This is a genomic window from Williamsia serinedens, from assembly GCF_024171725.1.
In the GTDB taxonomy this organism is placed as follows: Bacteria; Actinomycetota; Actinomycetes; order Mycobacteriales; family Mycobacteriaceae; genus Williamsia_A; species Williamsia_A serinedens.
In genome coordinates this window covers 412,705-438,640 of sequence record NZ_JAMTCG010000001.1, presented here as the reverse complement: position 1 = coordinate 438,640, position 25,936 = coordinate 412,705, and the positions used below count along the sequence as shown (strand labels likewise).

At 70.9% G+C, this 25,936-nt stretch carries 22 protein-coding genes; 11 read left to right on the top strand and 11 right to left on the bottom strand.

Features of this window, described 5'->3' with window-relative positions; translation table 11 throughout:
• Positions 1–29: 29 nt before the first annotated feature.
• From sufC to LX12_RS01970, 4 genes are read right to left on the bottom strand one after another with little or no spacing between them, the layout of a single operon-like run.
• Positions 30–803, bottom strand: coding sequence for a Fe-S cluster assembly ATPase SufC (gene sufC, locus LX12_RS01985; protein ID WP_253652806.1), 774 nt, complete (start codon positions 801–803; stop codon positions 30–32).
• Positions 804–834: 31 nt separating this feature from the next.
• On the bottom strand, positions 835–2,025 hold the full coding sequence (gene sufD, locus LX12_RS01980; protein ID WP_253653157.1) for a Fe-S cluster assembly protein SufD: 1,191 nt from the start codon (positions 2,023–2,025) through the stop codon (positions 835–837).
• A gap of 26 nt (positions 2,026–2,051) precedes the next feature.
• Entirely contained in the window at positions 2,052–3,503 is a 1,452-nt protein-coding gene (sufB, locus tag LX12_RS01975; protein ID WP_253652805.1) for a Fe-S cluster assembly protein SufB, read from the bottom strand.
• Positions 3,490–4,302 (bottom strand): helix-turn-helix transcriptional regulator, encoded by an 813-nt coding sequence (locus tag LX12_RS01970; RefSeq protein ID WP_253652804.1) that lies wholly within the window; start codon positions 4,300–4,302, stop codon positions 3,490–3,492. Before LX12_RS01970 ends, sufB begins: the two co-directional genes overlap by 14 nt.
• Positions 4,303–4,558: 256 nt before the next feature.
• Between LX12_RS01970 and mptB the strand changes: the two genes are divergently transcribed.
• Genes mptB through LX12_RS01950 form a run of 4 tightly spaced genes read left to right on the top strand, consistent with a single transcriptional unit; the run spans position 4,559 to position 9,141 of the window.
• Positions 4,559–6,331, top strand: coding sequence for a polyprenol phosphomannose-dependent alpha 1,6 mannosyltransferase MptB (gene mptB, locus LX12_RS01965; protein ID WP_372504915.1), 1,773 nt, complete (start codon positions 4,559–4,561; stop codon positions 6,329–6,331).
• Positions 6,332–6,389: 58 nt separating this feature from the next.
• Positions 6,390–7,325, top strand: coding sequence for an ABC transporter ATP-binding protein (locus tag LX12_RS01960; RefSeq protein ID WP_253652803.1), 936 nt, complete (start codon positions 6,390–6,392; stop codon positions 7,323–7,325).
• Positions 7,322–8,125, top strand: coding sequence for an ABC transporter permease (locus LX12_RS01955; RefSeq protein WP_253652802.1), 804 nt, complete (start codon positions 7,322–7,324; stop codon positions 8,123–8,125). The genes LX12_RS01960 and LX12_RS01955 overlap by 4 nt, the downstream gene beginning before the upstream one ends.
• Before the next feature lie 26 nt (positions 8,126–8,151).
• A complete protein-coding gene (locus LX12_RS01950; RefSeq protein ID WP_253653155.1) occupies positions 8,152–9,141 on the top strand; it encodes a COX15/CtaA family protein in 990 nt (329 codons plus the stop codon).
• On the opposite strand, the gene LX12_RS01945 is transcribed toward LX12_RS01950, so the two are convergent.
• On the bottom strand, positions 9,142–9,492 hold the full coding sequence (locus LX12_RS01945) for a hypothetical protein (RefSeq protein WP_253652801.1): 351 nt from the start codon (positions 9,490–9,492) through the stop codon (positions 9,142–9,144).
• 60 nt (positions 9,493–9,552) lie between these two features.
• Between LX12_RS01945 and LX12_RS01940 the strand changes: the two genes are divergently transcribed.
• Positions 9,553–10,536, top strand: coding sequence for a quinone oxidoreductase family protein (locus tag LX12_RS01940; protein WP_253652800.1), 984 nt, complete (start codon positions 9,553–9,555; stop codon positions 10,534–10,536).
• Between the two features lie 18 nt (positions 10,537–10,554).
• Here LX12_RS01940 and LX12_RS01935 read toward each other — a convergent pair whose 3' ends face one another.
• Positions 10,555–11,532, bottom strand: coding sequence for a heme o synthase (locus tag LX12_RS01935; protein WP_308213954.1), 978 nt, complete (start codon positions 11,530–11,532; stop codon positions 10,555–10,557).
• A 293-nt stretch (positions 11,533–11,825) separates the two neighbouring features.
• On the opposite strand from LX12_RS01935, the gene tkt reads away from it, so the two are divergent.
• From tkt to pgl, 5 genes are read left to right on the top strand one after another with little or no spacing between them, the layout of a single operon-like run.
• A complete protein-coding gene (gene tkt, locus LX12_RS01930; RefSeq protein ID WP_253652799.1) occupies positions 11,826–13,934 on the top strand; it encodes a transketolase in 2,109 nt (702 codons plus the stop codon).
• Complete coding sequence (gene tal / locus LX12_RS01925) at positions 13,931–15,049, top strand: transaldolase (protein ID WP_253652798.1); 1,119 nt, start codon at positions 13,931–13,933, stop codon at positions 15,047–15,049. The genes tkt and tal overlap by 4 nt, the downstream gene beginning before the upstream one ends.
• A gap of 7 nt (positions 15,050–15,056) precedes the next feature.
• Entirely contained in the window at positions 15,057–16,598 is a 1,542-nt protein-coding gene (zwf, locus tag LX12_RS01920) for a glucose-6-phosphate dehydrogenase (RefSeq protein WP_253652797.1), read from the top strand.
• Between the two features lie 31 nt (positions 16,599–16,629).
• A complete protein-coding gene (gene opcA / locus LX12_RS01915) occupies positions 16,630–17,553 on the top strand; it encodes a glucose-6-phosphate dehydrogenase assembly protein OpcA (RefSeq protein ID WP_253652796.1) in 924 nt (307 codons plus the stop codon).
• Positions 17,550–18,290: a 6-phosphogluconolactonase gene (gene pgl / locus LX12_RS01910; RefSeq protein ID WP_253652795.1), complete on the top strand. Its 741-nt coding sequence runs from the start codon at positions 17,550–17,552 to the stop codon at positions 18,288–18,290. The genes opcA and pgl overlap by 4 nt, the downstream gene beginning before the upstream one ends.
• Before the next feature lie 11 nt (positions 18,291–18,301).
• Here pgl and LX12_RS01905 read toward each other — a convergent pair whose 3' ends face one another.
• Entirely contained in the window at positions 18,302–18,850 is a 549-nt protein-coding gene (locus LX12_RS01905; RefSeq protein ID WP_253652794.1) for a TetR/AcrR family transcriptional regulator, read from the bottom strand.
• A gap of 90 nt (positions 18,851–18,940) precedes the next feature.
• On the opposite strand from LX12_RS01905, the gene LX12_RS01900 reads away from it, so the two are divergent.
• Complete coding sequence (locus LX12_RS01900; protein WP_253652793.1) at positions 18,941–20,671, top strand: nitroreductase family deazaflavin-dependent oxidoreductase; 1,731 nt, start codon at positions 18,941–18,943, stop codon at positions 20,669–20,671.
• A gap of 28 nt (positions 20,672–20,699) precedes the next feature.
• Here the strand turns inward: LX12_RS01900 and ppc are convergent, their stop codons facing one another.
• From ppc to LX12_RS01880, 4 genes are all read right to left on the bottom strand, one after another.
• Positions 20,700–23,516: a phosphoenolpyruvate carboxylase gene (gene ppc / locus LX12_RS01895; protein WP_253652792.1), complete on the bottom strand. Its 2,817-nt coding sequence runs from the start codon at positions 23,514–23,516 to the stop codon at positions 20,700–20,702.
• 68 nt (positions 23,517–23,584) lie between these two features.
• The gene (gene secG / locus LX12_RS01890; RefSeq protein ID WP_253652791.1) at positions 23,585–23,818 is read right to left on the bottom strand and encodes a preprotein translocase subunit SecG; all 234 of its coding nucleotides are present in this window, start codon (positions 23,816–23,818) and stop codon (positions 23,585–23,587) included.
• 104 nt (positions 23,819–23,922) lie between these two features.
• A complete protein-coding gene (gene tpiA, locus LX12_RS01885; protein WP_253652790.1) occupies positions 23,923–24,711 on the bottom strand; it encodes a triose-phosphate isomerase in 789 nt (262 codons plus the stop codon).
• Positions 24,712–24,715: 4 nt separating this feature from the next.
• A complete protein-coding gene (locus LX12_RS01880; protein ID WP_253652789.1) occupies positions 24,716–25,927 on the bottom strand; it encodes a phosphoglycerate kinase in 1,212 nt (403 codons plus the stop codon).
• Between the last annotated feature and the right edge of the window lie 9 nt (positions 25,928–25,936).

The window sequence follows — 25,936 nt, the reverse complement described above, 5'->3', positions numbered from 1 at the left end:
CCTCGTGACGGTGGATGTCGGGTCGGGCGTCAGGCCGACGCTCCCGCCCCGGTGAAGCGGACGTAGCCGTTCTCCTCGAGCTCGTCGGCGAGCTCCGGGCCGCCGGACTCGACGACGCGGCCGCCGACGAACACGTGCACGAACTCCGGCTGGATGTAGCGCAGGATGCGGGTGTAGTGCGTGATGAGCAGCACGCCGCCGTTCTCGCGCTCCTTGTACTTGTTGACGCCCTCGGACACGACGCGCAGAGCGTCGACGTCGAGGCCCGAGTCGGTCTCGTCGAGGATGGCGATCTTCGGCTTGAGCAGCCCCAGCTGCAGGATCTCGTGCCGCTTCTTCTCGCCGCCGGAGAAGCCCTCGTTGACGCTGCGCTCACCGAACGACGCGTCGATCTCGAGCTCGGTCATCGCCTCCTTGGTCTCCTTGACCCAGTGGCGGAGCTTCGGCGCCTCGCCACGGACCGCGGTGGCCGCGGTGCGCAGGAAGTTCGACATCGACACGCCCGGCACCTCGACGGGGTACTGCATCGCGAGGAACAGGCCGGCGCGGGCGCGCTCGTCGACGGACATCTCCAGCACGTCCTCGCCGTCGAGGGTGATCGACCCGGAGGTGACGGTGTACTTGGGGTGGCCGGCGATGGCGTAGGACAGTGTCGACTTGCCGGAGCCGTTGGGGCCCATGATCGCGTGGGTCTGGCCCGACTCGATCGTCAGGTCGACGCCCTTGAGGATGTGGATGGGCTCGGCGTCGGTGTCGCTGCCGGCGACGTCGACGTGGAGGTCGCGGATCTCGAGAGTGGTCACGGAATTCCTTCGTGTGTCGTGGGTGGGGGCGTCAGACGCCGGCGGTGGCGAGCTCGGCCTCGATGGCGGCCTCGAGGCGCTCGCGCAGGTCGGGCACGCCGATCTTCGCGATGATCTCGGAGAAGAAGCCGCGCACCACGAGGCGGCGTGCCTGGTCCTCCGGGATTCCGCGGGCCTGCAGGTAGAACAGCTGCTCGTCGTCGAAACGGCCTGTGGCACTGGCGTGCCCGGCACCGACGATCTCGCCGGTCTCGATCTCGAGGTTCGGCACCGAGTCGGCGCGGGCGCCGTCGGTGAGGACGAGGTTGCGGTTCAGCTCGAACGTGTCGGTGCCCTCGGCCTCGGCGCGGATCAACACGTCGCCGACCCACACGGTGTGCGCCTCGCGAGACCGGTCGGTCGCCCGCCCGGTGACGTCGACGTCACCCTGCAGCGCACCCTTGTAGACCACGTTCGAGTGGCAGTGCGGCTGGGAGTGGTCGACGAGGAGCCGCTGCTCGAGGTGCTGACCGGCGTCGGCGAAGTACAGGCCCCACAGTTCGGCGTCGCCGCCCGGACCGTCGTAGTGGACCAGCGGGCTCAGACGCACGAGGTCGCCGCCGAGGCTGATCGCGAAGTGCCTGATCGACGCGTCCCGGCCGAGCCGCACGTGGTGCGCGGCGACGTGGACGGTGTCGTCGGCCCAGTCGTGGACGTTCACGACGGTGAGCGACGCACCGTCACCGACGACGAACTCGACGTTCTCGGCGTAGGTGCCGCTGCCGACCTGGTCGAGCACGACCACGGCGCGTGCGTGCCGGTCGACCCGGATCTGGAGGTGGCCGTACGCGGTGACGCCCTCGCCCGGGCCGGTCACGGTGACCGTCACCGGGTCGGCGAGCTCGGTCTCCCGCGCCACCGAGACGACCGTGGCCTCGGTGAACCCGGACCACGCCGCCGCGGCGATGCGGTCGAACGGGACACCACCGTCACCGAGACGGGAGTCCTCGCGGCCGACGGTCTCGACGGTCACGCCGTCACCGGCACCCGAGACCTCGATCGACGCCGACCCGGACGCGGTGGCCGAGCCGTCGTGCAGGCCGCGCAGTCGGCGGAACGGCGTGAACCGCCACGCCTCGTCCTTCGACGACGGGACCTCGAAGGCCTCGACGTCGTACGAGGTGAACAACTCGCCCTTGTTGGCGACGGGGTGCGGGTTCTCCCCCGCCACCGCGCCGACCACACCGTTGGGCGTCTCCTGGGCCGAACTCAACCGACCGATCCTTCCATCTGCAGCTCGATGAGGCGGTTCAGCTCGAGCGCGTACTCCATGGGCAGTTCCTTGGCGATGGGCTCGACGAACCCGCGCACCACCATCGCCATCGCCTCGTCCTCGGTGAGGCCGCGGCTCATCAGGTAGAACAGCTGGTCGTCGCTGACCTTCGAGACGGTCGCCTCGTGTCCCATCGTCACGTCGTCCTCGCGGATGTCGACGTAGGGGTAGGTGTCGCTGCGGCTGATCGTGTCGACCAGCAGTGCGTCACACTTCACCGTCGAGCGGCTGCCGTGCGCGCCACGGTTGACCTGGATCAGGCCACGGTAGGACGCGCGACCACCGCCGCGGGCGACCGACTTCGAGACGATGTTGCTCGACGTGTGCGGTGCGAGGTGCACCATCTTCGAACCGGTGTCCTGGTGCTGGCCCGGGCCGGCGAACGCCACCGAGAGCACCTCGCCCTTGGCGTGCTCACCGGTCATCCACACCGCCGGGTACTTCATCGTGACCTTGGAACCGATGTTGCCGTCGACCCACTCCATGGTCGCGCCGGCCTCGGCCTTCGCGCGCTTGGTGACCAGGTTGTAGACGTTGTTCGACCAGTTCTGGATGGTCGTGTAGCGGCAGCGACCACCCTTCTTCACGATGATCTCGACGACCGCGGAGTGCAGCGAGTCGGTCTTGTAGATCGGCGCGGTACAGCCCTCGACGTAGTGCACGTAGGCGCCCTCGTCGACGATGATCAGCGTCCGCTCGAACTGGCCCATGTTCTCGGTGTTGATCCGGAAGTAGGCCTGCAGCGGGATGTCGACGTGGACACCCTTCGGCACGTAGATGAACGAGCCACCCGACCACACGGCGGTGTTCAGCGCGGAGAACTTGTTGTCGCCGGCCGGGATCACCGAACCGAAGTACTCCCGGAACAGGTCCTCGTGCTCGCGCAGACCGGTGTCGGTGTCGACGAAGATGACGCCCTTCTCCTCCAGGTCCTCGCGGATCTGGTGGTAGACGACCTCCGACTCGTACTGGGCCGCGACACCGGCCACGAGACGCTGCTTCTCCGCCTCGGGGATGCCGAGCTTGTCGTAGGTGTTCTTGATGTCGTCGGGCAGGTCGTCCCAGGACGCGGCCTGCTTCTCCGTCGAGCGCACGAAGTACTTGATGTTGTCGAAGTCGATGCCGTCGAGGTCGCTGCCCCAGGTCGGCATCGGCTTGCGCTCGAAGGTCTGCAGCGCCTTGAGACGGGCGGCGAGCATCCACTCGGGCTCGTTCTTCTTGCCCGAGATGTCGGCGACGACGGCCTCCGACAGGCCGCGCTGCGCGGCGGCGCCGGCGTCGTCCGAGTCGGCCCAGCCGTAGCCGTACGTCCCCAGCGACGCGATGGTCTCCTCTTGCGTCAACGGGGTCGGCCCGCCGGTGGGGGTGCGGGGGTCAGTGACGGTCATCGGTGTCCTCTCGGTGGATGGTGGCGGTCGGCGACGGGGGCTGTGCGTCGGCCGCCGAGGTCACACGTGCCCGGCCGGGGCCGGGGTGCGAGGTCGTGGGGGTGGGCAGGGGTACATGGGTGGTGCACGCGCAGTCGCCGTTGGCGATCGTGGCCAGCCGCTGCACGTGCGTGCCGAGCAGCGCGGTGAACCGTGCCGTCTCGGCCTCGCAGAGTTCGGGGAACTCCTGCGCGACGTGCCCCACCGGGCAGTGGTGCTGGCAGATCTGGACGCCGTTGCCGACGCGGCGTGTGTCGGCGGAGAACCCCGACCGCGTGAGCGCGTCGGCGATCTGCGCCGCGGTGCGTTCGACGGCGGCCGGGTCGCGCTCGGCCTGCTCCGGCGTGGTCGGCTCGACGTCACCGACCACGTCGTCGATCCGGTCGGCCGCGAAGGCACGGACGGCGTCGTCCCCGCCGAGCTCACGCAGACGGCGCATGGCCGCACCGGCGAGGTCGTCGTAGGCGTGCGGGAGGCGGCCCCGGCCGGAGGCGGTCAGCCGGAACTGCTTGGCGGGCCTCCCACGGCCGCGGCGCACGTACGGCGACGACTCGCCGGCCGTGACGTGACCCTCGGCGATCAGGGCGTCGAGGTGACGTCGCACACCCGCGGCGCTCATGCCGAGTTCCTCGCCGATCTCGCCGGCGGTGCTGGGTCCGTGCTCGAGCAGCAATGCGATCACCGCGGACCGGGTCTGGCCCTCCGCGATGATCGTGACGTGCGGCTCCACCGAGCGCGCGCCTGCCGACGAGGTTTTCACAACACAAGTGTCACCTAATTCGCGACGCGATGCCAGCAAGGGTGACCTATCCCCCGCCGGGCACGAGACGCGGTACGACGACGCCCGGCACGGCCTGCCCGACGGATAGTCTGCACTCGTGGCAGACCCCCGGCCGCGGGCCCGCGGCGTGATTCCCGCGCGCGTCCGTGTCGTGGGCGAGTACCTGGGTCTGCGACGCCGTCGGACCGCGCCGCCCCCGGACCTGCCCGGCGACTACGGCGTGTCGCTCGCCCGCATGCACGACCGCGAGCCCGAGGTCGGTCCGCTGCGGCCCGCCGAGAACCGGGACCTCGCGCGGATCCGGATCTTCGGCGCCGTCGGCTCGATCCTGATCCTGGTCGGCTCGCTCGGCACCGGCGCGGTGCCCGTGTTGCAGAACCCCATCGCGGGGATGCGGCTGCTGTCGCTGCCGTCCCGCATGTGGACGACGGCGCTCACCCTCTCGATCTCCGGGACGATCATCCTGGTGCTGGCCTGGCTGATGCTGGGCCGGTTCGCGGTGGGCCGGCTCACCGTCGAGGTCGCCGCCGGACGCCGGCCCGAACGACGGATGACGCGCCGACAGGCGGACCGGACACTGCTGGTCTGGCTGGCGCCGATCGTCGTGGCACCGCCGCTGCTGAGCAAGGACATCTACTCCTACCTCGCCCAGAGCGCGATCGCGGCGAAGGGCATGGACCCGTACGTGATCAGCCCGGTGCGCGGACTCGGCGTCGACCACGTCTTCACCCGGTCGGTGCCCAACCTCTGGCGCGACACCCCCGCGCCATACGGGCCGCTGTTCCTCTGGCTGGGCAAGGGCATCACGAACCTCACCGGCGACGATCTGTCCGCCGCGATCCTGCTGCACCGTGTGGTCGCGCTCGCCGGCGTCGCCCTCATCGTGTGGGCGTTGCCGCGCCTGGCCCGGCGCTGCGGGGTGTCACCGGTCGCCGCGTTGTGGCTCGGGGCGATGAACCCGTTGCTGATCCTGCATCTGGTCGGGGGCATCCACAACGAGGCCCTGATGCTCGGCATGATGCTCGCCGGCATCGAACTCTGCTTCCGCGCGCTGGACTCCCCGAACCGTCTACGCCGCGTCCCGTCGTGGCTGCCGTCACCGACGGGGTGGCTGTTCCTCGCCGGCGTGGTGGTGATCGCGGCGTCGTCGATGGTGAAGATCGCCTCCCTGCTCGCGCTCGGGTTCGTCGGCATCGGACTCGCGCGCCGGTGGGGCGCCACCCTGCCCGCGCTCCGACACGCACCCCGATCGCAGTGGTGGGTGCGGTCACGACAGTCGGTGATCGCCCTGGCCGGGGCGGCCGGGGTGCTGTTCGCGGTGCTCGCCGTCGTGGTCGTCGGCATCTGCGTCGGAACCGGTCTGGGTTTCGGCTGGACGAAGACGCTGAGCACCGGCGACGTCGTCCGGTCGTGGATGTCGATGCCGACGCTGCTCGGCGTCACCGGCGGGCGTGTGGGCGTCCTGCTCGGTCTCGGCGACCACACCCAGGCCATGCTCGACGTGGCCCGTCCCATCGGGCAGCTCATCGCGGCCGTGTTCATCGTCCGGTGGCTGCTCGCGGCCCTCGCCGGGCGCCTGCACCCGCTCGGCGCACTCGGCATCGCGATGGCCACGTTCGTCGTGTTCTTCCCGTTCGTGCAGGCGTGGTACCTGCTGTGGGCGATAATCCCGCTGGCCGCGTGGGCGACCGGCCGATGGTTCCGACTCGTCGCGATCGCGGTGTCCGCGGTGATCGCCGTGGTCGTCCTGCCCACCGGCGCGGGTACCCGCGGGTTCCAGCTCGCCGAGGCGATCGTCGCATCGATCCTGCTCACCGCCGTCCTCGTCGCCCTGTTCTTCGAGCGTCCGCGCAGCCGGCGCGACCGGAACGCGCCCGCCCCCGACGACGACCCGACCGGCGAGCACGGCGACCACCGGACCGACCCGCTCGACACCGCGTCGTACGACGCGACGTCGTCGACAGCCCCGTCGGACCGCGTCGTGGCCGCCGACCAGCGGGTCCGGTGACCCGTGCCGGGCACGCCCCCCGGCGATCGCGCGCGGCCGTCCGCCTACTGTTGAGCGCGTGAACAGCCCGATCGGAGCCCCGGCGCTGGACGTCACGGGCCTCGTCAAACGCTTCGACGGGACGACCGCGGTGGACGGCATCGACCTGCGTGCGGAACGCGGTCAGGTGGTCGCACTGCTCGGTCCCAACGGCGCGGGCAAGACGACGACCGTCGAGATCTGCGAGGGGTTCCTCGCCCCCGACGACGGCACGGTGCGCGTGCTCGGACTCGACCCGATCGCCGACAACGAGGCGCTGCGACCCCGCATCGGCGTGATGCTGCAGGGCGGCGGCGCCTACCCGGGCGCCCGCGCCGGCGAGATGCTCCGCCTGTGCGCCGCCTACTCGGCCGACCCCATCGACCCTGACTGGCTCCTGGACACCCTCGGCCTGCGGGAGGCCCAGCGTACGCCGTACCGGCGGCTCTCCGGCGGCCAGCAGCAGCGCCTCGGGCTGGCCTGCGCGCTCGTCGGTCGCCCGGAACTGGTCTTCCTCGACGAGCCCACCGCCGGCCTCGACGCCGCCGCGCGGATCCTGGTGTGGGAGCTGATCGACCGCCTGCGGGCCGACGGTGTCTGTGTGTTGTTGACCACGCACCTCATGGACGAGGCCGAGCAACTCGCCGACGACCTGGTGATCATCGACCGCGGTCGCGTCGTCGCACACGGCACGCCGTCGGAGGTGACGAGTCGCGGCGCGGAGAACGAGCTGCGGTTCAAGGCGCCCCGTGGCCTCGACCTCGACCTGCTGCGCTCGATCCTCGCCGAGGAGTACTCCACCGAGGAGGTGTCCCCCGGCACTTACCTCGTCGCCGGACCCGTCACCCCCGAGGTGGTCGCGGCGGTGACGGCCTGGTGTGCCCGGATCAACGTCCTGGCCACCGACATGCGGGTGGAGACGCGCAGCCTCGAGGACGTCTTCCTCGACCTCACCGGACGGGAGCTCCGCGGATGACCGACACCCCGCACCGCGCCGCCGCACCCGCGGGACGCTTCACCCCGGGCCTGTTCACCCCGCGACCCGCCGCCGCGCCGGTCCTGCGCATGCTGCTGGCGCAGTCGCGCATGGAGCTGGTGTTGCTGCTGCGCAACGGCGAGCAGTTGTTGCTGACCATGTTCATCCCGGTCACGATGCTGATCGGACTCTGCCTGCTGCCCATCTCCACGGGCGCGGAGTCGCGCGCGGATCGGTTCGTCCCCGCGATCATGACGGTGGCGGTCATGTCGACGGCGTTCACCGGGCAGGCGATCGCGGTCGGCTTCGACCGTCGCTACGGGGCCCTGAAACGCCTCGGCGCCACACCGCTGCCCCGATGGGGTGTCATCGCCGGGAAGTCGATCGCCGTCGCCGTCGTGGTGGTGCTGCAGGCGGTCGTCCTCGGCGCGATCGGCGTCGCGTTCGGCTGGGACGTCGGCCTCGGCGGCCTGCTCGTGGGCGCCGTCGCGATCGCCCTCGGCACGCTCACGTTCTCCGCGCTCGGCCTGCTGCTCGGCGGCACCCTGCGGGCCGAGATCGTCCTGGCGGTCGCGAACATCGCGTGGTTCGTCTTCATCGGCATCGGCAGTCTCGTGGTCGCCGGGTCGTCGGTACCCGAGGCGGTGCGATGGGTCGCCCGCTGCTCCCCGTCGGGGGCACTCGCCGAGGCCCTGCACCAGGCCACCCGGTTGTCGATCGACTGGGTGGGCTTCGGTGTCCTCATCGCCTGGGGAGTCGTCGCCGCGGTCGCCGCCATCCGCTCGTTTCGGTTCACCTGAGCCGCGGCGATAGCATCGACGACGTGCTGTATCGCGGTTTCGTCCGGCTGGTGAACCTCCTGCCCGCAGTGTCCCTCCGAGTGCAGACGGTCATCGCCGTCCTCGTGGTCCTGACCCAGGCGGGCATCGCCGTCACCGGCTCCATCGTGCGGGTCACCGCCTCCGGGCTCGGGTGTCCCACCTGGCCCCAATGTTTCCCGGGAAGCTTCACCCCGGAACCACACCAGGAGGTCGCCGGCATCCACCAGGCGGTCGAGTTCGGCAACCGGATGCTGACGTTCGCCGTCGTGGTCGTCGCCGCCGCGATCGTGATCGCGGTGACGCGGGCCGACCGTCGTCGTGAGGTGCGGTTCTACGCGTGGCTCATCCCGCTCTCGACGGTCGCGCAGGCCGTCATCGGCGGCATCACCGTGCTCACCGGTCTGCTGTGGTGGACCGTCGCGATCCACCTGCTGGTGTCGATGGCGATGGTCTGGCTCTCGGTGCTGCTGCTGGAGAAGGTGCGCGAACCCGACGACGGCGAGGCCATCCCGCTGGTCCCGGCACCGCTGCGCTGGCTCGCCGCGCTGTCGGCCGTCGTGATGGCCGTCGTCCTCGTCGCCGGGACGATGGTCACCGGCGCCGGACCGCACGCCGGCGACGCCAGCATCGAGAAGCCCGTACCGCGGCTGGCGGTCGCGATCACCACGCTCGTGCATTTCCACGCCGAGATGATGGTCGCCTACCTGGCGCTGATCGTCGCCCTCGGCTTCGGACTGGCCGCGGTCGGCGCGACCGCCGCGATCCGCCGCCGGCTGTACGTCGTCGTCGGGACCATCGTGGTGCAGGCGGCCATCGGGATCACCCAGTACGCCACGGGTATCCCCGAGGCGCTCGTCGTGCTGCACGTCGCGGGCGCAGCGGTCTGTGTGGCCGCCACCGCCGCGCTGTGGATGTCGATGCGGCCGCGACGGCTGCTGCCGGTCGGCGAGCAGTCCGCGGAGACGCCCGGCGTCGCGGAGCGTGCCGACCGCTGATCAGGTGTTGGCGACCCAGCCGGCCATCTTGCGCCAGTGCCCGGGCGCGGGGGTCGCGGCGGCGCTGAGCTCGCGGTCCCACTCGGCGGCGGTGAGTCCCTCGACGGCGTCGACGACCGCATGCGCCGAGGCGACGTCCTTCACGACCTGATCCCCGATGACGCCGCCGTCCTCGGCCACCATGAGGATCCGCACGCCCGCGGCGCCGATCGGCTCGATCACGGCCTTCGCCGATCCGCCGCCCTGTCGCACGAACCGTGTCGCCGCCGCGACGGCCTTCTTGGGCGCCTGCACCGCGGCCTCGGAGGCGTCGGTGGCCTGGGCGGATTCGGTCGCGGTGTCGTCAGCCATGTCGGTGATCCTATCGGGGCCGCCCCGCGGCCTCCTGCGCCCCGGCGGTAGAACGGTCCCATGCGCGCAGTCCATGTCACCCGCCACGGCGGACCCGAAGTGCTCGAGACCGTGACCGTCGACGACCCCACACCCGGACCGGGCGAGGTCCTGGTCCGCGTCGGCGGTGTCGGCGTCAACTTCATCGACACCTACCTCCGCTCGGGCTACTACCCGTCCGAGCCGGCCTACATCCCGGGCGCCGAGGGCGCGGGCACGGTCGTCGCGGTCGGTGACGGCGTGAGCGAACCGGCCGTCGGGACGCGGGTCGCGTGGTGCGACGCGCCCGGCAGCTACGCCGAACTCGCGGTCGTCCCCGCTCGCCGCACGGTGGTCGTCCCCGAGGGTGTGGAGGACGCCGTGGCCGCCTCCGTCCTGCTGCAGGGATGCACCGCCCACTACCTGCTCGACGGGGTGTCGCACCCCCGGGGCGGCGACGACGCCGGTGGCCCCGACACCGTGCTGCTGCACGCCGGCGCCGGCGGCGTGGGCCTGATCCTCACCCGCCTCGCCACCGCGCGTGGCGTCCGTGTGATCACCACGGTCTCGAATGACGAGAAGGAACAGCTGTCCCGCGAGGCCGGCGCGGCGCACGTCCTGCGCTACGGCGACGACGTCGCCGAGCGGGTCCGCGAGCTCACCGACGGCAGGGGCGTCGTGGCCACCTACGACGGCGTCGGTGCCGACACGTTCGAGCAGAGCCTCGCCGCCACGGCCATTCGGGGCACGGTGGCCCTGTTCGGGGCCGCGAGCGGCCCGGTGCCCCCGTTCGACCTGCAGCGGCTCAACGGTCTCGGCTCGTTGTTCGTGACGCGACCGACGCTCGCGCACTACATCGCCGACACCGACGAGTTCGCGCGCCGGACGTCGGAGGTGATGGCGGCCGTGGCAGACGGGCGACTGCCGATGCGGGTCGACCACCGCTACCCGCTCGACGAGGCGTCGCAGGCGCATGCCGACCTGGAGGGTCGGAAGACCACGGGGTCGGTCGCGCTCATCCCCTGAGCGCGCCGCCCGGGTGGGTCAGAGGGTGGACAGCACCGTGGGCAGGTGTATCACCGAGTCGACGGCGAGGCCGCAGAACACCACGGCGAGGTACTCGTTCGACTGCAGGAAGACACGGAGCGGAGCGATCGGCTCCCCGCGGCGCGTCCCGGCGTACAGCTTGTGCACCGCGCGCAGGAACCACGCCCCGGCGGCCACCGCGATCACGGCGTAGATCCAGCCGGTCGCCGCGACCAGCGCGAGCGTCGCCGCGACGGTCGCCCAGGTGTAGACGACCATCTGCTTGGCCACCTGCTGTTCGGTGGCGACCACCGGGAGCATCGGCACGCCGGCCGCCGCGTAGTCCTCCTTGTAGCGCATCGCGAGCGCCCAGGTGTGCGGCGGGGTCCAGAAGAAGATGATCAGGAACAGCACGATCGGCTGCCACGAGATGCTGCCGGTCACCGCGGCCCAGCCGACGAGCGTGGGCATGCACCCGGCGGCGCCGCCCCACACCACGTTCTGCGACGTCCGCCGCTTCAACACCATTGTGTAGACGAGGACGTAGAAGGCGATGGTCGCCATCACCAGCAGCGCGGCCAGCAGATTCGCGAAGGCCCACAGCACGGCGAACGACGCCGCGCCCAGCACGACACCGAACACGAACGCGTGGCCGCGTCCGACGGCGTGGCGGGCCAGCGGACGGCGGGCCGTCCGCTTCATCTTCTGGTCGATGTCGGCGTCGACGACCATGTTCAGGGTGTTGGCGCTCGCCGCACCCAGCCAGCCCCCGACGAGGGTGACGGCGATGAGGACGATGTCGACCGAGCCGCGGTCCGCCAGAAGCATCACCGGCACCGTGGCGACGAGCAGCAGCTCGATCACGCGGGGCTTGGTCAGCGCCACGTAGGCGAGGACGAGGTCGCGCAGCCGCCGTGCCGGCGAGGTGGGAGCCGTGGGGGCGTCAGCCGTGCGGGTCGCGGCCGACGTCCGTGCGCCGCTGTGCCCGATGTCCACTGACTCTCCTGAACCGTCCCGCTGTCCCGGGGTGTCGACGACGCCTCACCCGGCTGGTCCGCGCGCGGGCCGAGCCGACCGGCGTCGCCTCGCGCGTCTACTACAGGGAATGGTAGACGGCCCCACCCTCTCGACGACAAACGGACACCCCGCCGTGAGACCCACACGGGCATCGGCGGGGGCATCGCGGCGAGGGCGTCGGCGACTAGGGTGAGTACGTGGTCGGCACACCTGCGCGGACCGCTGCCGATTCCCCCCGACGCACCGCACCGACCTCAGGAGATCCCCGCATCGTGGCCGTGACAGACGAGATCCGTTCCCTCACCCAGGCGTCGCATCCGGCGGACTGGACCGACGTGGACACCCGCGCCGTCGACACCGTCCGCGTCCTCGCCGCCGACGCGGTACAGAAATGTGGATCCGGTCACCCCGGTACCGCGATGAGCCTCGCTCCCCTGGCGTACACGCTGTTCCAGCGGATCATGCGCCACGATCCGAACGACACCGCGTGGGTGGGCCGCGACCGCTTCATCCTCTCGTGCGGGCACTCGAGCCTCACGCTCTACATCCAGCTCTACCTCGGTGGCTTCGGACTCGAACTGTCCGACCTCGAGGCGCTGCGCACGTTCAAGTCGAAGACCCCCGGCCACCCGGAGTTCCGCCACACCCGCGGCGTCGAGATCACCACCGGACCGCTCGGGCAGGGCCTGGCGTCCTCGGTGGGCATGGCGATGGCCGCCCGCCGCGAACGCGGACTGTTCGACCCCGACGCGCCCGAGGGCGAGAGCATCTTCGACCACCACATCTACGTGATCGCCTCCGACGGCGACATCGAGGAGGGCGTCACCAGCGAGGCGTCGTCGCTGGCCGGCACCCAGCAGCTCGGCAACCTCATCGTCTTCTACGACGACAACAAGATCTCCATCGAGCACAACACCGACATCGCTCTGTCCGAGGACACCGCCAAGCGGTACGAGGCCTACGGCTGGCACGTCCAGTACGTCGAGGGCGGCGAGAACGTCACCGGCATCCTCGAGGCCGTCGAGGCGGCGAAGGCCGTCACCGACAAGCCGTCGATCATCATCCTGCGGACCATCATCGGGTTCCCGGCGCCGACGAAGATGAACACCGGCGCCGCCCACGGTGCGGCACTCGGAGACGACGAGGTCGCCGAGGTCAAGAAGATCCTCGGCTTCGACCCGGAGAAGACCTTCGAGGTCGACGACGCGGTCATCTCCCACACCCGCGAACTGTTGCAGCGTGGGCGCGCCGCGCACCAGGACTGGGACGCCGAGTTCGAGAAGTGGTCGTCGGCCAACCCCGAGCGCCGCGCGCTGCTCGATCGGCTTACCAAGGACGAGCTGCCCGAGGGCTGGGCCGACGTGCTCCCGTCCTGGAACCCCGGTGACAAGGCGGTCGCGACCCGGTCGGCGTCGGGCAAGGTGCTCGGCGCGCTCGGCCCCGTCCTGCCCGAGCTGTGGGGCGGCTCGGCCGACCTCGCCGGCTCGAACAACACCACCATCGAGGGCGCGAAGTCCTTCGGTCCGACGTCGATCTCGACCGACGACTGGGACGCCGAGCCGTACGGCCGCACGCTGCACTTCGGTGTCCGCGAGCACGCGATGGGCGCGATCCTGTCCGGGATCGTGCTGCACGGCCCGACCCGCGTCTACGGCGGCACGTTCATGCAGTTCTCCGACTACATGCGCCCCGCGGTGCGCCTGGCGTCGCTGATGGACATCGACCCGATCTACGTCTGGACCCACGACTCGATCGGGCTCGGCGAGGACGGCCCGACACACCAGCCGATCGAGCACCTCGCCGCCCTGCGCGCGATCCCGAACCTGTCGGTGGTGCGTCCCGGTGACGCCAACGAGACCGCCTACGCGTGGAAGTCGGTGATCGCGCGGTCGTCGAGCAGCGGCCCCGTCGGCCTGGCGCTGACCCGTCAGAACATCCCGATCCTCGAGGGCACCTCGGCCGAGGGCGTCGCCAAGGGCGGCTACGTGCTCAAGGAGTCCTCGACCCCCGAGCCCGAGGTGATCATCGTCGCCACCGGCTCCGAGCTGTCGCTCGCGGTCGACGGTGCGGCGTCGCTGGAGGAGAAGGGCATCGGTGCCCGCGTGGTCTCGATGCCGTGCATCGAGTGGTTCATGAGCCAGGACCAGAACTACCGCGACCAGGTGCTCCCGCCGACGGTGACCGCCCGCGTCTCCGTCGAGGCCGGCATCGCGATGCCGTGGTACCCGATCGTCGGCGGACACGGCGAGATCATCTCCCTGGAGCACTTCGGGGAATCCGCCGACTACCAGACGCTGTTCCGCGAGTACGGCTTCACCGTCGAGGCCGTCGTCGCAGCAGCGCAGCGCTCCATCACGACCGTGAAGGGACAATCCGCATGAGCCAGAACGCGAACCTCAAGGCACTCTCCGACGCCGGAGTCTCGGTGTGGCTCGACGACCTGTCGCGCGAGCGCATCTCGTCGGGCAACCTGCTCGAGCTCACCGAGACCAAGTCGGTCGTCGGTGTCACGACGAACCCGTCGATCTTCCAGGCCGCACTCTCGTCGGGCTCGGCCTACGACGACCAGATCCGTGAGCTCGCCGCCCGCGGGGCCGACGTCGACTCGACCATCCGCACCGTCACCACCGACGACGTCCGCAACGCGTGTGACGTGCTCCGTCCGGTGTACGACGCCACCAACGGTGTCGACGGCCGCGTGTCCATCGAGGTGGACCCGCGCATCGCCCACGACGCCGACAAGACCGCGGCGCAGGCGATCGACCTGTGGAAGACGGTCGACCGGCCCAACATGTTCATCAAGATCCCCGCCACCGAGGAGGGGATCCCGGCGATCACGAAGACCCTCGCCGAGGGCATCAGCGTGAACGTGACGCTGATCTTCTCCGTCGAGCGCTACCGGGCGGTGATGGACGCCTACCTCGACGGCATCGAGCAGGCCAAGGCCGCCGGCCACGACCTGTCGACGGTGCTGTCGGTGGCGTCGTTCTTCGTCTCGCGCGTCGACACCGAGATCGACAAGCGTCTCGACGCGATCGGCACGCCCGACGCCGTCGAGCTGAAGGGCAAGGCCGCCCTGGCCAACGCGCGCCTCGCGTACGTCGCCTACCAGCAGGTGTTCGAGGTCGGGTCGCGCTTCCAGGGTCTCGTCGCCGACGGCGCACTGCCGCAGCGCGCGCTGTGGGCGTCGACCGGTGTGAAGAACCCCGACTACCCGGACACGCTGTACGTGAGCGAGCTCGTCGCCCCGAACACCGTGAACACGATGCCGGAGAAGACGATGGACGCCTTCGCCGACCACGGCGAGGTGAACACCGAGTCGCTCATCGGGCGCGGCCCGGAGTCGGAGGAGGTCTTCGCGAAGCTGTCGGAGATCGGCATCGACCTCACCGACGTGTTCCTCACCCTCGAGAACGAGGGCGTCGAGAAGTTCGAGAAGGCCTGGGGTGAGCTGCTCGACGCGACCCAGGAGCAGCTCGACTCCGCCAAGAGCTGACGCGGGCGTGACAGCGACCGTCGAGACAGGGTGGTCCAACCCGCTGCGGGACTCACGCGACAAGCGTCTGCCCCGCATCGCCGGCCCCTGCAGCCTGGTCATCTTCGGCGTCACCGGTGACCTGGCCCGCCGCAAGCTCATGCCGGCCGTGTACGACCTGGCCAACCGCGGCCTCCTGCCGCCCAGCTTCGCCCTCGTCGGTTTCGCCCGACGGGACTGGGACGACCAGGACTTCGGCCAGATCGTGCACGACGCCGTGCGCGACCACTCGCGGACACCGTTCCGCGAGGAGGTGTGGGAGAGGCTGTCGGAGGGGTTCCGCTTCGTCCAGGGGGCGTTCGACGACGACGCCGCGTTCGACCAGCTCTCGGAGGTGCTCGCCGAGCTCGACCGGCAGCGCGGCACCGACGGCAACCACGCGTTCTACCTCTCGATCCCGCCCGGTGCCTTCCCCACCGTCTGCGAGCAGTTGCAGCGGTCGGGTCTGGCCGAGCAGACCGAGGAGCACTGGCGTCGGGTCGTCATCGAGAAGCCGTTCGGCCACGACCTGCGCAGCGCCCAGGAACTGAACGCCGTCGTCAACCGGGTCTTCCCGGAGGACGCGGTGTTCCGGATCGACCACTACCTGGGCAAGGAGACGGTCCAGAACATCCTGGCGCTGCGCTTCGCCAACCAGCTGTTCGACCCGCTGTGGAGCAGCCACTACGTCGACCACGTGCAGATCACGATGGCCGAGGACATCGGGCTGGGCGGTCGCGCCGGGTACTACGACGGCATCGGCGCCGCCCGCGACGTCATCCAGAACCACCTGCTGCAGCTGCTGGCGCTGGTGGCCATGGAGGAGCCGGTGTCGTTCGAGCCCAAGGAACTGCAGGCGGAGAAGATCAAGGTCCTCTCTGCGACCCGCAACGTCCTGCCGCTCGAGCTCAACACCGCCCGTGGGCAGTACGGGCCGGGATGGCAGGGCAGCACCGAGGTGCCGGGCCTCGTCGACGAGGAGGGTTTCGCGGCCGACTCGATCACCGAGACCTACGCCGCCATCGCCGTCGAGGTGGACAGTCGCCGGTGGGCGGGCGTGCCGTTCTACCTGCGGACGGGAAAGCGGTTGGGCCGCAGGGTCACCGAGATCGCGATCGTGTTCAAACGGGCGCCGCACCTGCCGTTCGACAAGACGATGACCGAGGAGCTCGGCGAGAACGCCCTCGTCATCCGGGTCCAGCCCGACGAGGGCATCACGCTCCGGTTCGGGTCGAAGGTGCCCGGCTCGAGCATGCAGGTCCGTGACGTGAACATGGACTTCAGCTACGGGCAGGCGTTCACCGAGTCGTCCCCGGAGGCCTACGAACGGCTCATCCTCGACGTCCTGCTCGGTGAGCCGTCGCTGTTCCCGGTGAACGACGAGGTCGAGCTCTCGTGGAAGATCCTCGACCCGGTGCTCGAGCACTGGGCGGCGTCCGGTCGCCCGGACACCTACGAATCCGGCACCTGGGGGCCGCGCTCGGCCGACGAGATGATGTCGCGCGTCGGACGCACCTGGCGGCGACCGTGACCCCCACCCCGTCCGCGAAGGAGCCGTTGCGGTGATCCTCGACCTGCCCGCCACGACCACCGAGAAGGTCAGCAAGAAGCTCGTGTCGATCCGGGAGACCGGCGGCGCGGTCACCCTCGGTCGTGTGCTCACGCTCGTCGTGTGCGCCGCGGAGGGTCAGCCCACCGAGGGTGCGATCGACGCCGCGAACGACGCGAGTCGCGAACACCCCTGTCGCGTCATCGTCGTGTCGCTGGGCAACCCCGCCGCCGCGACACGGCTCGACGCGCAGATCCGCGTCGGCGGCGACGCGGGTGCATCCGAGGTCGTGGTGCTGCGGCTCTACGGCGACCTCACCCAGCACGCGGCCAGCGTCGTCACGCCGTTCCTGCTGCCGGACACCCCTGTCGTCACCTGGTGGCCCGGTGAGGCCCCGGCCGACCCCGCTCGGGATCCGCTGGGACGTCTCGCGGGTCGACGGATCACCGACGCCGCGCACGCCGCCGACCCGGAGGGCATCCTCGCGACCCGGTTGCAGGGGTACGCCCCCGGCGACACCGACCTCGCGTGGTCGCAGATCACCTACTGGCGCGCCATCCTCACCGCCGCGCTCGACCGTCCCCCGCTGGAGCCGGTGCGGTCGGCGTCGGTGACCGGGCCGACGCACTCGCCGTCGATCGACCTGCTGGCCGGGTGGCTGCAGGCGCAGCTGGGGGTCGACGTCCACCGCGGCGTCGGCAGCTTCGAGATCCGTCTCGAGCGCGACTCCGGCCCGCTGGTCCTCGCCGTCGACCAGAACAACAACGCGGTGCTGTCGAACCCGGGGCGGCCCGACGGACGCATCGCGATGTCGACGCGCGGCACCCGCGAGTGCATCGCGGAGGAACTACGTCGGCTCGATCCCGACGAGATCTACCACCTGGCGCTGCAGGGTGTGCAGCGCCTGACCCGTCCCGGAGCGGAGGTCCCGGCGTGAGCGCTCGTCCCGAGGTCGTCGAGGTGACCGACGCGTCCGAGTTGGTGGAGGCCGCGGGCCGCCGCTTCGTCGAGACCGTGGTCGCGGCACAGCGTGAGCGGGGGTCGGCGTCGATGGTGCTCACCGGCGGCAGCAACGGCATCGCGCTGCTGGAGTGGTTGCGCGACAACGGCTCCGACATCGACTGGCGGTCGGTGGACATCTGGTTCGGCGACGACCGCTTCGTCCCCGAGGCCGACGACGAACGCAACTCCGGTCAGGCCCGCGACGCGTTGCTCGCCCACGTCGACGTCGACCCGGACCGGGTGTTCGTCATGGCGCCCAGCGACGGGGCGTTCGGCGACGACATCGACGCGGCCGCCGCCGACTACGCGCGGCTGCTGGCCGAGCACGGCGACGGCGCCGACAGCCCCGCCTTCGACGTCCACCTGCTCGGCATGGGCGGCGAGGGACACATCAACTCGCTCTTCCCGCACACCGACGCGCTCGCTGAGCGGTCGGCGACCGTCGTGGCCGTCGAGGACTCCCCCAAGCCGCCGCCGCGGCGCATCACGTTGACCGTGCCGGCGGTGAACCGCGCCCGGCAGGTCTGGTTCCTCGTCGCGGGAGCCGAGAAGGCGGAGGCAGTCGCTGCCGGCGTGGGTGGGGGCGACGCGTCGGCATGGCCGTGCGCGTCGGTGAGCGGCACCGAGGCGACCGTCTGGTTCGTCGACGCCGCCGCCTCCGCCGACCTCTGACGAGGAGCGACTCACACCGGACGGCGTGCGCGGACGATCTCCTCGAGGACGCGACCGACGACCTCCAGCGGCTCGGCGGTCCGCCGCGCCTGCGCGACGACCACGGCCCCCTCGACGCTGACGATCGCCATCGTCGCGATGTCGCGGGCGTCGGCCTCGGCGTAGCCCTCGTCCCGGAGTCGTGCGATCAGCGCCGACGTCCAGTCCGCGAACACCGCGCCGGCCGCGTCGGCGGCGGCGTTCGCGGAGTGTCGGCCCAGTGCCGCGGCCACGATCGGACACCCGTCGGCGAAGCCGCTGTCGCGCAGACGGACCGCCCACAGGTCGACGAAGTCACGGACAGAGCCGGCCACCGGCCCTCCGGCGGCGAGGAGCGCGGTCATCGACGCACCCACCTCACGGGTGGCGGCCGCGACCAGTTCCTCCTTGCCGCCCGGGAAGGTGAGGTAGACGCTGCGGCGGGCCACCCCGCTGCACTGGAGGATGTCCGCCAGACCCGTGCCGGCGACGCCGTTGCGACGGATCAACGCGGCCGTCGCGTCGACCAGACGATCGCGCACGCTCAACCGAACCACCTCACTCCCGGCCTTGAAGTATACCGATTGGTCTATTACCGTCGTCGGCACCTCGCCCCGTCGAAAGGTACCGCGATGACGAGCACCACCCCCGCCCCCTCTGCGACGCTCGCGTCGCCGCTGCGCCTGCCGAACGGCCAGGTGCTCGGCAACCGCATCATGAAGTCGGCGCTGTCCGAGGGGCTGGCCGGAGCCGACCACCTGCCGGGAGAGCGGATCGGCGCGTTGTACCGCCGGTGGTCCGAGGGCGGGTTCGGACTGGTCGTGACCGGGAACGTGATGGTCGATCGACGTCACCTCGGCGAACCCGGCAACGTGGTGCTCGAGGCGGACTCCGACCTCGACGGGTTCCGTAGCTGGGCGAAGACCGTTCAGGACGGCGGTAGCCCGGTGTGGATGCAGCTCAACCATCCCGGCCGCCAGGCCAGCCCCCTCGCCTCGACCCACCACGCCGTCGCACCCTCCTCTCGCGGTGTGGCCATCCCGGGCGTGCCGGCACCGCGGGCGCTGACCGACGCCGAGATCGGCGACATCGTCGAGCGGTTCGCCACGGCGGCCGCGCTGGCCGACGCAGCCGGATTCGACGGTGTGCAGATCCACGCCGCGCACGGTTACCTCGTCTCACAGTTCCTCTCCCCGCTCAGCAACGATCGGACCGACCGGTGGGGTGGTGACATCGACGGTCGGATGCGGTTCCTGCTCGCTCTCGTCCATGCCATCCGGGACGCGGTCCGCCCGGGCTTCGCGCTCGGGGTGAAGCTCAACTCGGCGGATTTCCAACGCGGCGGGTTCAGCGAGGACGACTCCCGCGCGGTGATCGACGCGATCGCCGACGAGGACATCGACCTCCTCGAGATCAGCGGCGGCAGCTACGAATCGCCTGCGATGATGGGTCGCGCGCAGTCCGCCAGCACCCGTGCTCGCGAGGCCTACTTCCTCGACTACGCCGAGACCGTCCGGGCGGTGGCCAAGGACATCCCGATCGCCGTCACCGGTGGGTTCCGGACCCGCGACACGATGGCGCGGGCGATCGCGGACGGGCTGTGCGACGTGGTCGGCATCGGACGACCGGCCGCGGTGCTCCCGGACGCGGCCGGTGCTGTCCTGCGCGGCGGCACCACGGTGCTCCCCGCGGGATCGCTGCGATTGCCCGTTCCCGCCCGGGTGGGGGCCGCGCGGACGGCACGGACGGTGGAGGGGGCGCTGGATCTGCAGTGGCACACCGATCAACTGCACCGGATGGGTGACGGAGACGATCCCGACCCCGACCGGCCCCTCCGTCGGACGGTGGTCAGCACACTGCGCCGCAACGGGTTCGACGCACTCCGGAGTCGGCGGCGCGGGGTCACCGAGTCCACGGACACCGCTGCCCGCAAGTTCCGCGTCGAGCGGGCGGTCGGGCGTCGCGTGGCGAACCCGACGGTGCGCGCGCTGGGACGACTGGGAATCCGCACCAGCCTCGCGACGGAGATCGAGACCACCGGCAGGAAGACGGGCCTGCGACGCCGGGTGCCGGTGACGGCGGCGTTCGACACCACCGGCGCCTGGGTGATCAGTCAGCACGGCCGTCGTTCCGGGTGGGGCGCCAACATCACGGCGGATCCCGCGGTGTCCATCCGGCAGGGCGACCGCTGGCGATCCGGCACCGCCGCGTTCGTCCCCGACGACGACGTCCGCGCACGGGCGGCGACCTTCGCCTCCCACCCCGCGCTGCGGCCCCTCGCCGTCGCGGTCGCACGCGCGACCGCGACGACGCCGATCTCGGTGCGGATCAGTTTCACCGACATCCCGGGCGCCCGTCCCTGACCGGTCACGGATGCGCCGCCGTCGGCTTCTACCCGCTGTTGCGGAGGGCGGTCGCGAGGCCGTTCATCGTCAGCTGGATGCCGCGGCGCACCTGCGGTGAGTCGTCGCCGGACCGGAAGCGCCGCAACAGTTCCAGCTGCAGCAGGTTGAGCGGTTCGAGGTACGGGAACCGGTTGAACACCGACCGGGCCAGTGCGGGGTTGTCGGCGAGCAGGTCGTCGGTCTCGGTGATGGCGAAGTACATCCGCACCGTCCGACGGTGTTCCTCGGTGATCATCCCGAACACCCGCGACCGCAGGTCCTCGTCGGAGACGAGGTGCGAATATCGTTCGGCGAGGCCGAGATCGGACTTGGCCAACACCTGGGCCATGTTCGACATCACGGTCCGGAAGAAGGGCCACCGCCGGTAGTACGTTCGCAGCGTCTCGAGACGCGCATCGTCATCACCGATCCACTGCTCGAACGCCGAACCCGTCCCGTACCAGCCGGGCAACATCACGCGGCACTGCGTCCACGACAGCACCCACGGGATGGCGCGCAGATCGGAGATCTTCTCGGTCTGCTTCCGCGACGCCGGCCGGCTGCCGATGTTCAGCGCACCGATCTCCGACAGCGGCGTCGAGGTGGTGAAGTACTCGACGAAGCCGGGCGTCTCGTGCACGAGCGCCGCGTACGCCGACCGCGCCAGCTCGGCGATCTCGTCGAGGTCGGTGTACGCCGAGCCGGCGTCGTCGCCGAGACCCTCCACGTCGAGCAGCGTCGACTCGAGCGTCGCCGCGACCAGGGTCTCCAGGTTGCGGCGCGCCAGAACGGGTTCGGCGTACTTGGCCGCGATCACCTCGCCCTGCTCGGTGATCCGCAGCGCACCCTGCACCGCGCCCGGGGGCTGCGCGAGGATCGCGTCGTAGCTCGGGCCCCCGCCGCGGCCGACGGTGCCACCGCGACCGTGGAAGAGCCGCAACCGGATCCCCGCCTCCCGGGCGGCCTCGACGAGGTCCAGCTCGGCGCGGTACAGCGCCCAGTTGGCGGCCATGTAGCCACCGTCCTTGTTCGAGTCGGAGTAGCCGAGCATGATCTCCTGCGTGTCGCCCTGGGCCGCGACGAGCGCCCGGTAGAGCGGCACGTCGAGCACGGCCCGCAGCGTGGTCGCGCCCTGGCGCAGGTCCTCGATGGTCTCGAACAGCGGGACGACGCGGACGGTGCAGCGCGGCTCGCCGCCGGCCGGGTCGAACAGGCCGGCCTCCTTGAGCAGCAGCAGCGCCTCGAACATGTCGCTCACCGAGGTGCACATGCTGATGACGTAGTTGGGGACGGCCTCCGGGCCGTAGGACGCGACCGCCCGCGCCGCGGAGCGGACGATGCCGATCTCCTTGGTGGCGAGTTCGCCCAGCTCGGCGCCCGGCCCGAGCAGCGGACGACGGTGGGACAGCTCGCGGGTGAGGATCTCGACGCGCTCGTCCTCCGACAGCGACGCGTAGTCGTCGTGGACACCGGCCCAGGCGAACAGCTCGGCGACCACCTCCTCGTGCATGTCGGAGTTCTGCCGCATGTCGAGCCCGGAGAGGTGGAAGCCGAACGTGCGCACCGACTCCCGGAGCCGGAGCAGGCGGTCGTCGGCGAGCGCGCCGTCACGGTTGGACCGCAGCGAGTCGTCGACGACGTCGAGATCGGCGAGCAGCTCGGCCGCGGTGGCGTACGCCGACGCGCTCGGGTCGTCGAGGGGGCCGGGATCCTCGGCGTCGTCACCGAACCGGTCGCGGACGGTGGCCAGCAGGCGGGAACGGATGTGCCGCAGCGCGAGTCGGTACGGTTCGTCCGCCGCGACGTCGCCGGAGTCGGCGCCGCCGAGCTCCAGGAGAGCGTCGCTCACGGTGACCAGCCGCGACGACATGCTCAGCTCCTGCGCGAGGAGCGTCAACTCCGTCAGGTGGTGGTCCAGCGCCGTCCGTGCGGCGCGTCCGGTGGCCAGGGCGACGACGTCGCCGGTGACGAACGGGTTGCCGTCGCGGTCGCCACCGATCCAGGAACCCATCCGCACGATCGGGGCGTCAGGGAGGCCGGCCGCGGGGTACTGCTGACGGAGGTGGTCGCGCAGCGAGGCGTTGAGCGACGGGATCACGTCGAAGAAGGACGCGTCGTAGTAGCGCAGCCCGACCTCGATCTCGTCCTCGATCCGCAGACGCTCCAGCCGGATCAGCGCGGTCTGCCACAGGGTCAGGATCTGCCGGCGCAGGGCCGCGGTCACCTCGGCGTCCTCGTCCGGCGTGAGCTCCGTGCGATCGCGGTAGCGCATGAGGTCGGTGATGCGGCGCTGCACCTCGAACACCGTCCGGCGCCGCGTCTCCGTCGGGTGCGCGGTGATCACGGGGATGACGGCGGCCGACGACAACGCCTCACCCACCCGCTCGTCGGCGAGATCGGCGGCGCCGAGCTTCGCCCAGGTGGCGGCGAGCGAACTGGGCACCGGCGGCTCACCGGCGCGCACGTGGATCGCGCGCCGCCGCTCGCGGTGGATGTCCTCGGCGAGGTTGGCCAGCAGACCGAAATGCGAGAAGGCCCGGATGACCGGGATCGCCTCGGCGGTGTCGACACGGGCGAGCGCGTCGGCGAGCTCACCGCGGTCGATCTCCGACCGCCGCACCCGGAACGACTCGACGCGCGCCTTCTCGACGAGGTCGAAGATCTCCTCGCCGGCGTGCTCCCGCACCACGTCACCGAGCAGACCGCCGAGCAACCGGATGTCCTGCCGCAGGGGCTCGGTCGCTGCGCGACCGGTGGCCGTGGAGGTGACCGGGGCGTCGGACGGTGCGGCGAACGTCTCGGATGCGGTGGAGGTGTCGGTCATCGCATCAGTATCCCGTGCGAGGCCGCACCGCGCGCACCACGCGCCTCAGCGCGGTCGGTGACGCCAGGTCAGGACAGCTTGATGTCGAGACCGATGCCCAGGATGAAGATGAACCAGATGACGCCGACGAAGATCGTCAGGCGGTCGAGATTGCGCTCGACGACGCTCGACCCGGACAGGCTCGACTGCACGCCGCCGCCGAACAGCGACGACAGGCCGCCACCCTTGCCGCGGTGCAGCAGCACCAGGACGACCATCAGCAGGCTGGTGATCACCAGTCCGATGTCCAGCGCGAGCTTCACTCGAATCCTCTCCGATCGCGGGCACGACCGGACCCGGCCGTGCACCGTGCGAGTGTACGTGCCGATCCCGGCCGACCCGGCCAGGGGTCAGGACCGGACGCCCGTCAGGGCAGGGGCCCGCCCGCGGCGATGGCCGACAGCGTCGCGAACTCGTCGGACTTCAGTGACGCGCCACCGACGAGGGCACCGTCGATGTCGGGCTGTCCGACGATCTCACCGACGTTCTTGGCGTTCACCGACCCGCCGTAGAGGACGCGCACCGACCCGGCGACGTCGTCCCCGGCGAGCTCACGCAGCGTCGCCCGCACCGCGGCGCAGACCTCCTGCGCGTCCGACGCCGACGCCACCCGCCCGGTGCCGATGGCCCAGACGGGCTCGTAGGCGATGACGACGCGGGCGATCTGCTCGGCGGTCAGACCCGCCAGCGACCCGCGCAGCTGCGCGACGTTGTGCGCGACGTGATCCCCGGCCTCGCGGACGTCGAGCCCCTCCCCGATGCAGACGATCGGGGTGAGCTCGTGCCGCAAAGCGGCCGTGGTCTTGGCCAGCACGATCTCGTCGGTCTCGCCGTGCAGCGTCCGCCGCTCGGAGTGCCCGACGACGACGAAGGTGCAGCCGAGCTTGGCGAGGAACGCGCCGCTGATCTCCCCGGTGTAGGCACCGGAGTCGTGCTGCGACAGGTCCTGCGCACCGTAGGTGAGCAGCAGCTTGTCGCCGTCGACGACGGTCTGCACGCTGCGGATGTCGGTGAACGGCGGGATCACCGTCACGTCGACGTGGTCGAAGTACTTCGCCGGCAGCGCGAACGCGATCTTCTGCACCAGGGCGATCGCCTCGAGGTGGTTCAGGTTGCACTTCCAGTTGCCGGCGATGAGCGGCTTGCGGGTCGCCACGTGCTCAGTCCTCCAGAACCGTCAGGCCGGGCAGCTGCTTGCCCTCCAGGTACTCCAGCGACGCGCCGCCGCCGGTCGAGATGTGGGAGAAGCCGTCGTCCGGCAGGCCCAGCGAACGGACCGCCGCCGCGGAGTCGCCGCCACCGACGACGCTGAAGGCGCCCTGCGTCGTGGCCTGCGCGATCGCCTCGGCCACACCGCGGGTACCGGCGGAGAACTTCGCGAACTCGAAGACGCCCGACGGGCCGTTCCAGAAGATCGTGCGTGCACCCGAGAGCACCGCCGCGAAGCGCTTCACCGACTCCGGGCCGATGTCGAGACCCATCCAGCCGTCGGGGATCTCCGACGACGCGACCGTCTTCGCCTCCGCGTCGGCGGAGAAGGAGTCGGCGACGACGACGTCCACCGGCAGGTGGATGACGTCGCCGAAGCGCTCGAGCAGGTCCTTGCAGACGTCGACCTGGTCCTCCTGCAGCAGCGAGCTGCCCACCGAGTAGCCCTGCGCCACCAGGAAGGTGAACGCCATCCCGCCACCGATGACGAGCGTGTCGACCTTCGGGGCCAGCGCCTCGATGACCCCGAGCTTGTCGGAGACCTTGGACCCGCCCAGCACGACGGCGTACGGCCGCTCGACCTCGGCGGTGAGCTTGCGCAGCACCTCGACCTCGGAGCGGACGAGGTCACCGGCGTAGTGCGGCAACAGTTTCGCGACGTCGTACACCGAGGCCTGTTCGCGGTGGACCACCCCGAAGCCATCGGAGACGAACGCGCCGTCGTCGCCGACGAGTTCGACGAGGGCCTTCGCCAGCGACTCGCGCTCCGAGGCGTCCTTGGACGTCTCCCGTGCGTCGAACCGCACGTTCTCGAGCAGCAGCACGTCGCCGTCGGTGAGACCCTCGGCGCGGGCGAGCGCATCGGTGCCGACGACGTCGGAGGCGAGCTGGACGTTGCGGCCCAGTTCCTCCCTCAGGCGCTGCGCGACGGGCGCCAGCGAGTAATTCGGGTCGGGCTCACCCCTCGGACGACCGAGGTGCGCGGTCACGATCACCGACGCACCGGCCTCCGCGAGCTTCGCGATGGTCGGCGCCGAGGCCACGATGCGCCCCGGGTCGGTGATGGTGGAGCCGTCGAGCGGGACGTTGAGGTCCGACCGCACCAGCACGATGCGGCCGGACACCCCGGCGTCGAGGAGATCCTGCAGGGTCTGCAGCGCCATGGACGTGCG

Bases quoted from the DNA above. Each gene is read 5' to 3' on its own strand.
- LX12_RS01940 (WP_253652800.1), top strand. From the start codon at position 9,553: ATGCGCGCAGTCCATGTCACCCGCCACGGCGGACCCGAAGTGCTCGAG.
- LX12_RS01945 (WP_253652801.1), bottom strand. From the start codon at position 9,492: ATGGCTGACGACACCGCGACCGAATCCGCCCAGGCCACCGACGCCTCC.
- LX12_RS01880 (WP_253652789.1), bottom strand. From the start codon at position 25,927: ATGGCGCTGCAGACCCTGCAGGATCTCCTCGACGCCGGGGTGTCCGGC.
- LX12_RS01955 (WP_253652802.1), top strand. From the start codon at position 7,322: ATGACCGACACCCCGCACCGCGCCGCCGCACCCGCGGGACGCTTCACC.
- ppc (WP_253652792.1), bottom strand. From the start codon at position 23,516: ATGACCGACACCTCCACCGCATCCGAGACGTTCGCCGCACCGTCCGAC.
- tal (WP_253652798.1), top strand. From the start codon at position 13,931: ATGAGCCAGAACGCGAACCTCAAGGCACTCTCCGACGCCGGAGTCTCG.
- sufB (WP_253652805.1), bottom strand. From the start codon at position 3,503: ATGACCGTCACTGACCCCCGCACCCCCACCGGCGGGCCGACCCCGTTG.
- LX12_RS01900 (WP_253652793.1), top strand. From the start codon at position 18,941: ATGACGAGCACCACCCCCGCCCCCTCTGCGACGCTCGCGTCGCCGCTG.
- mptB (WP_372504915.1), top strand. From the start codon at position 4,559: ATGCACGACCGCGAGCCCGAGGTCGGTCCGCTGCGGCCCGCCGAGAAC.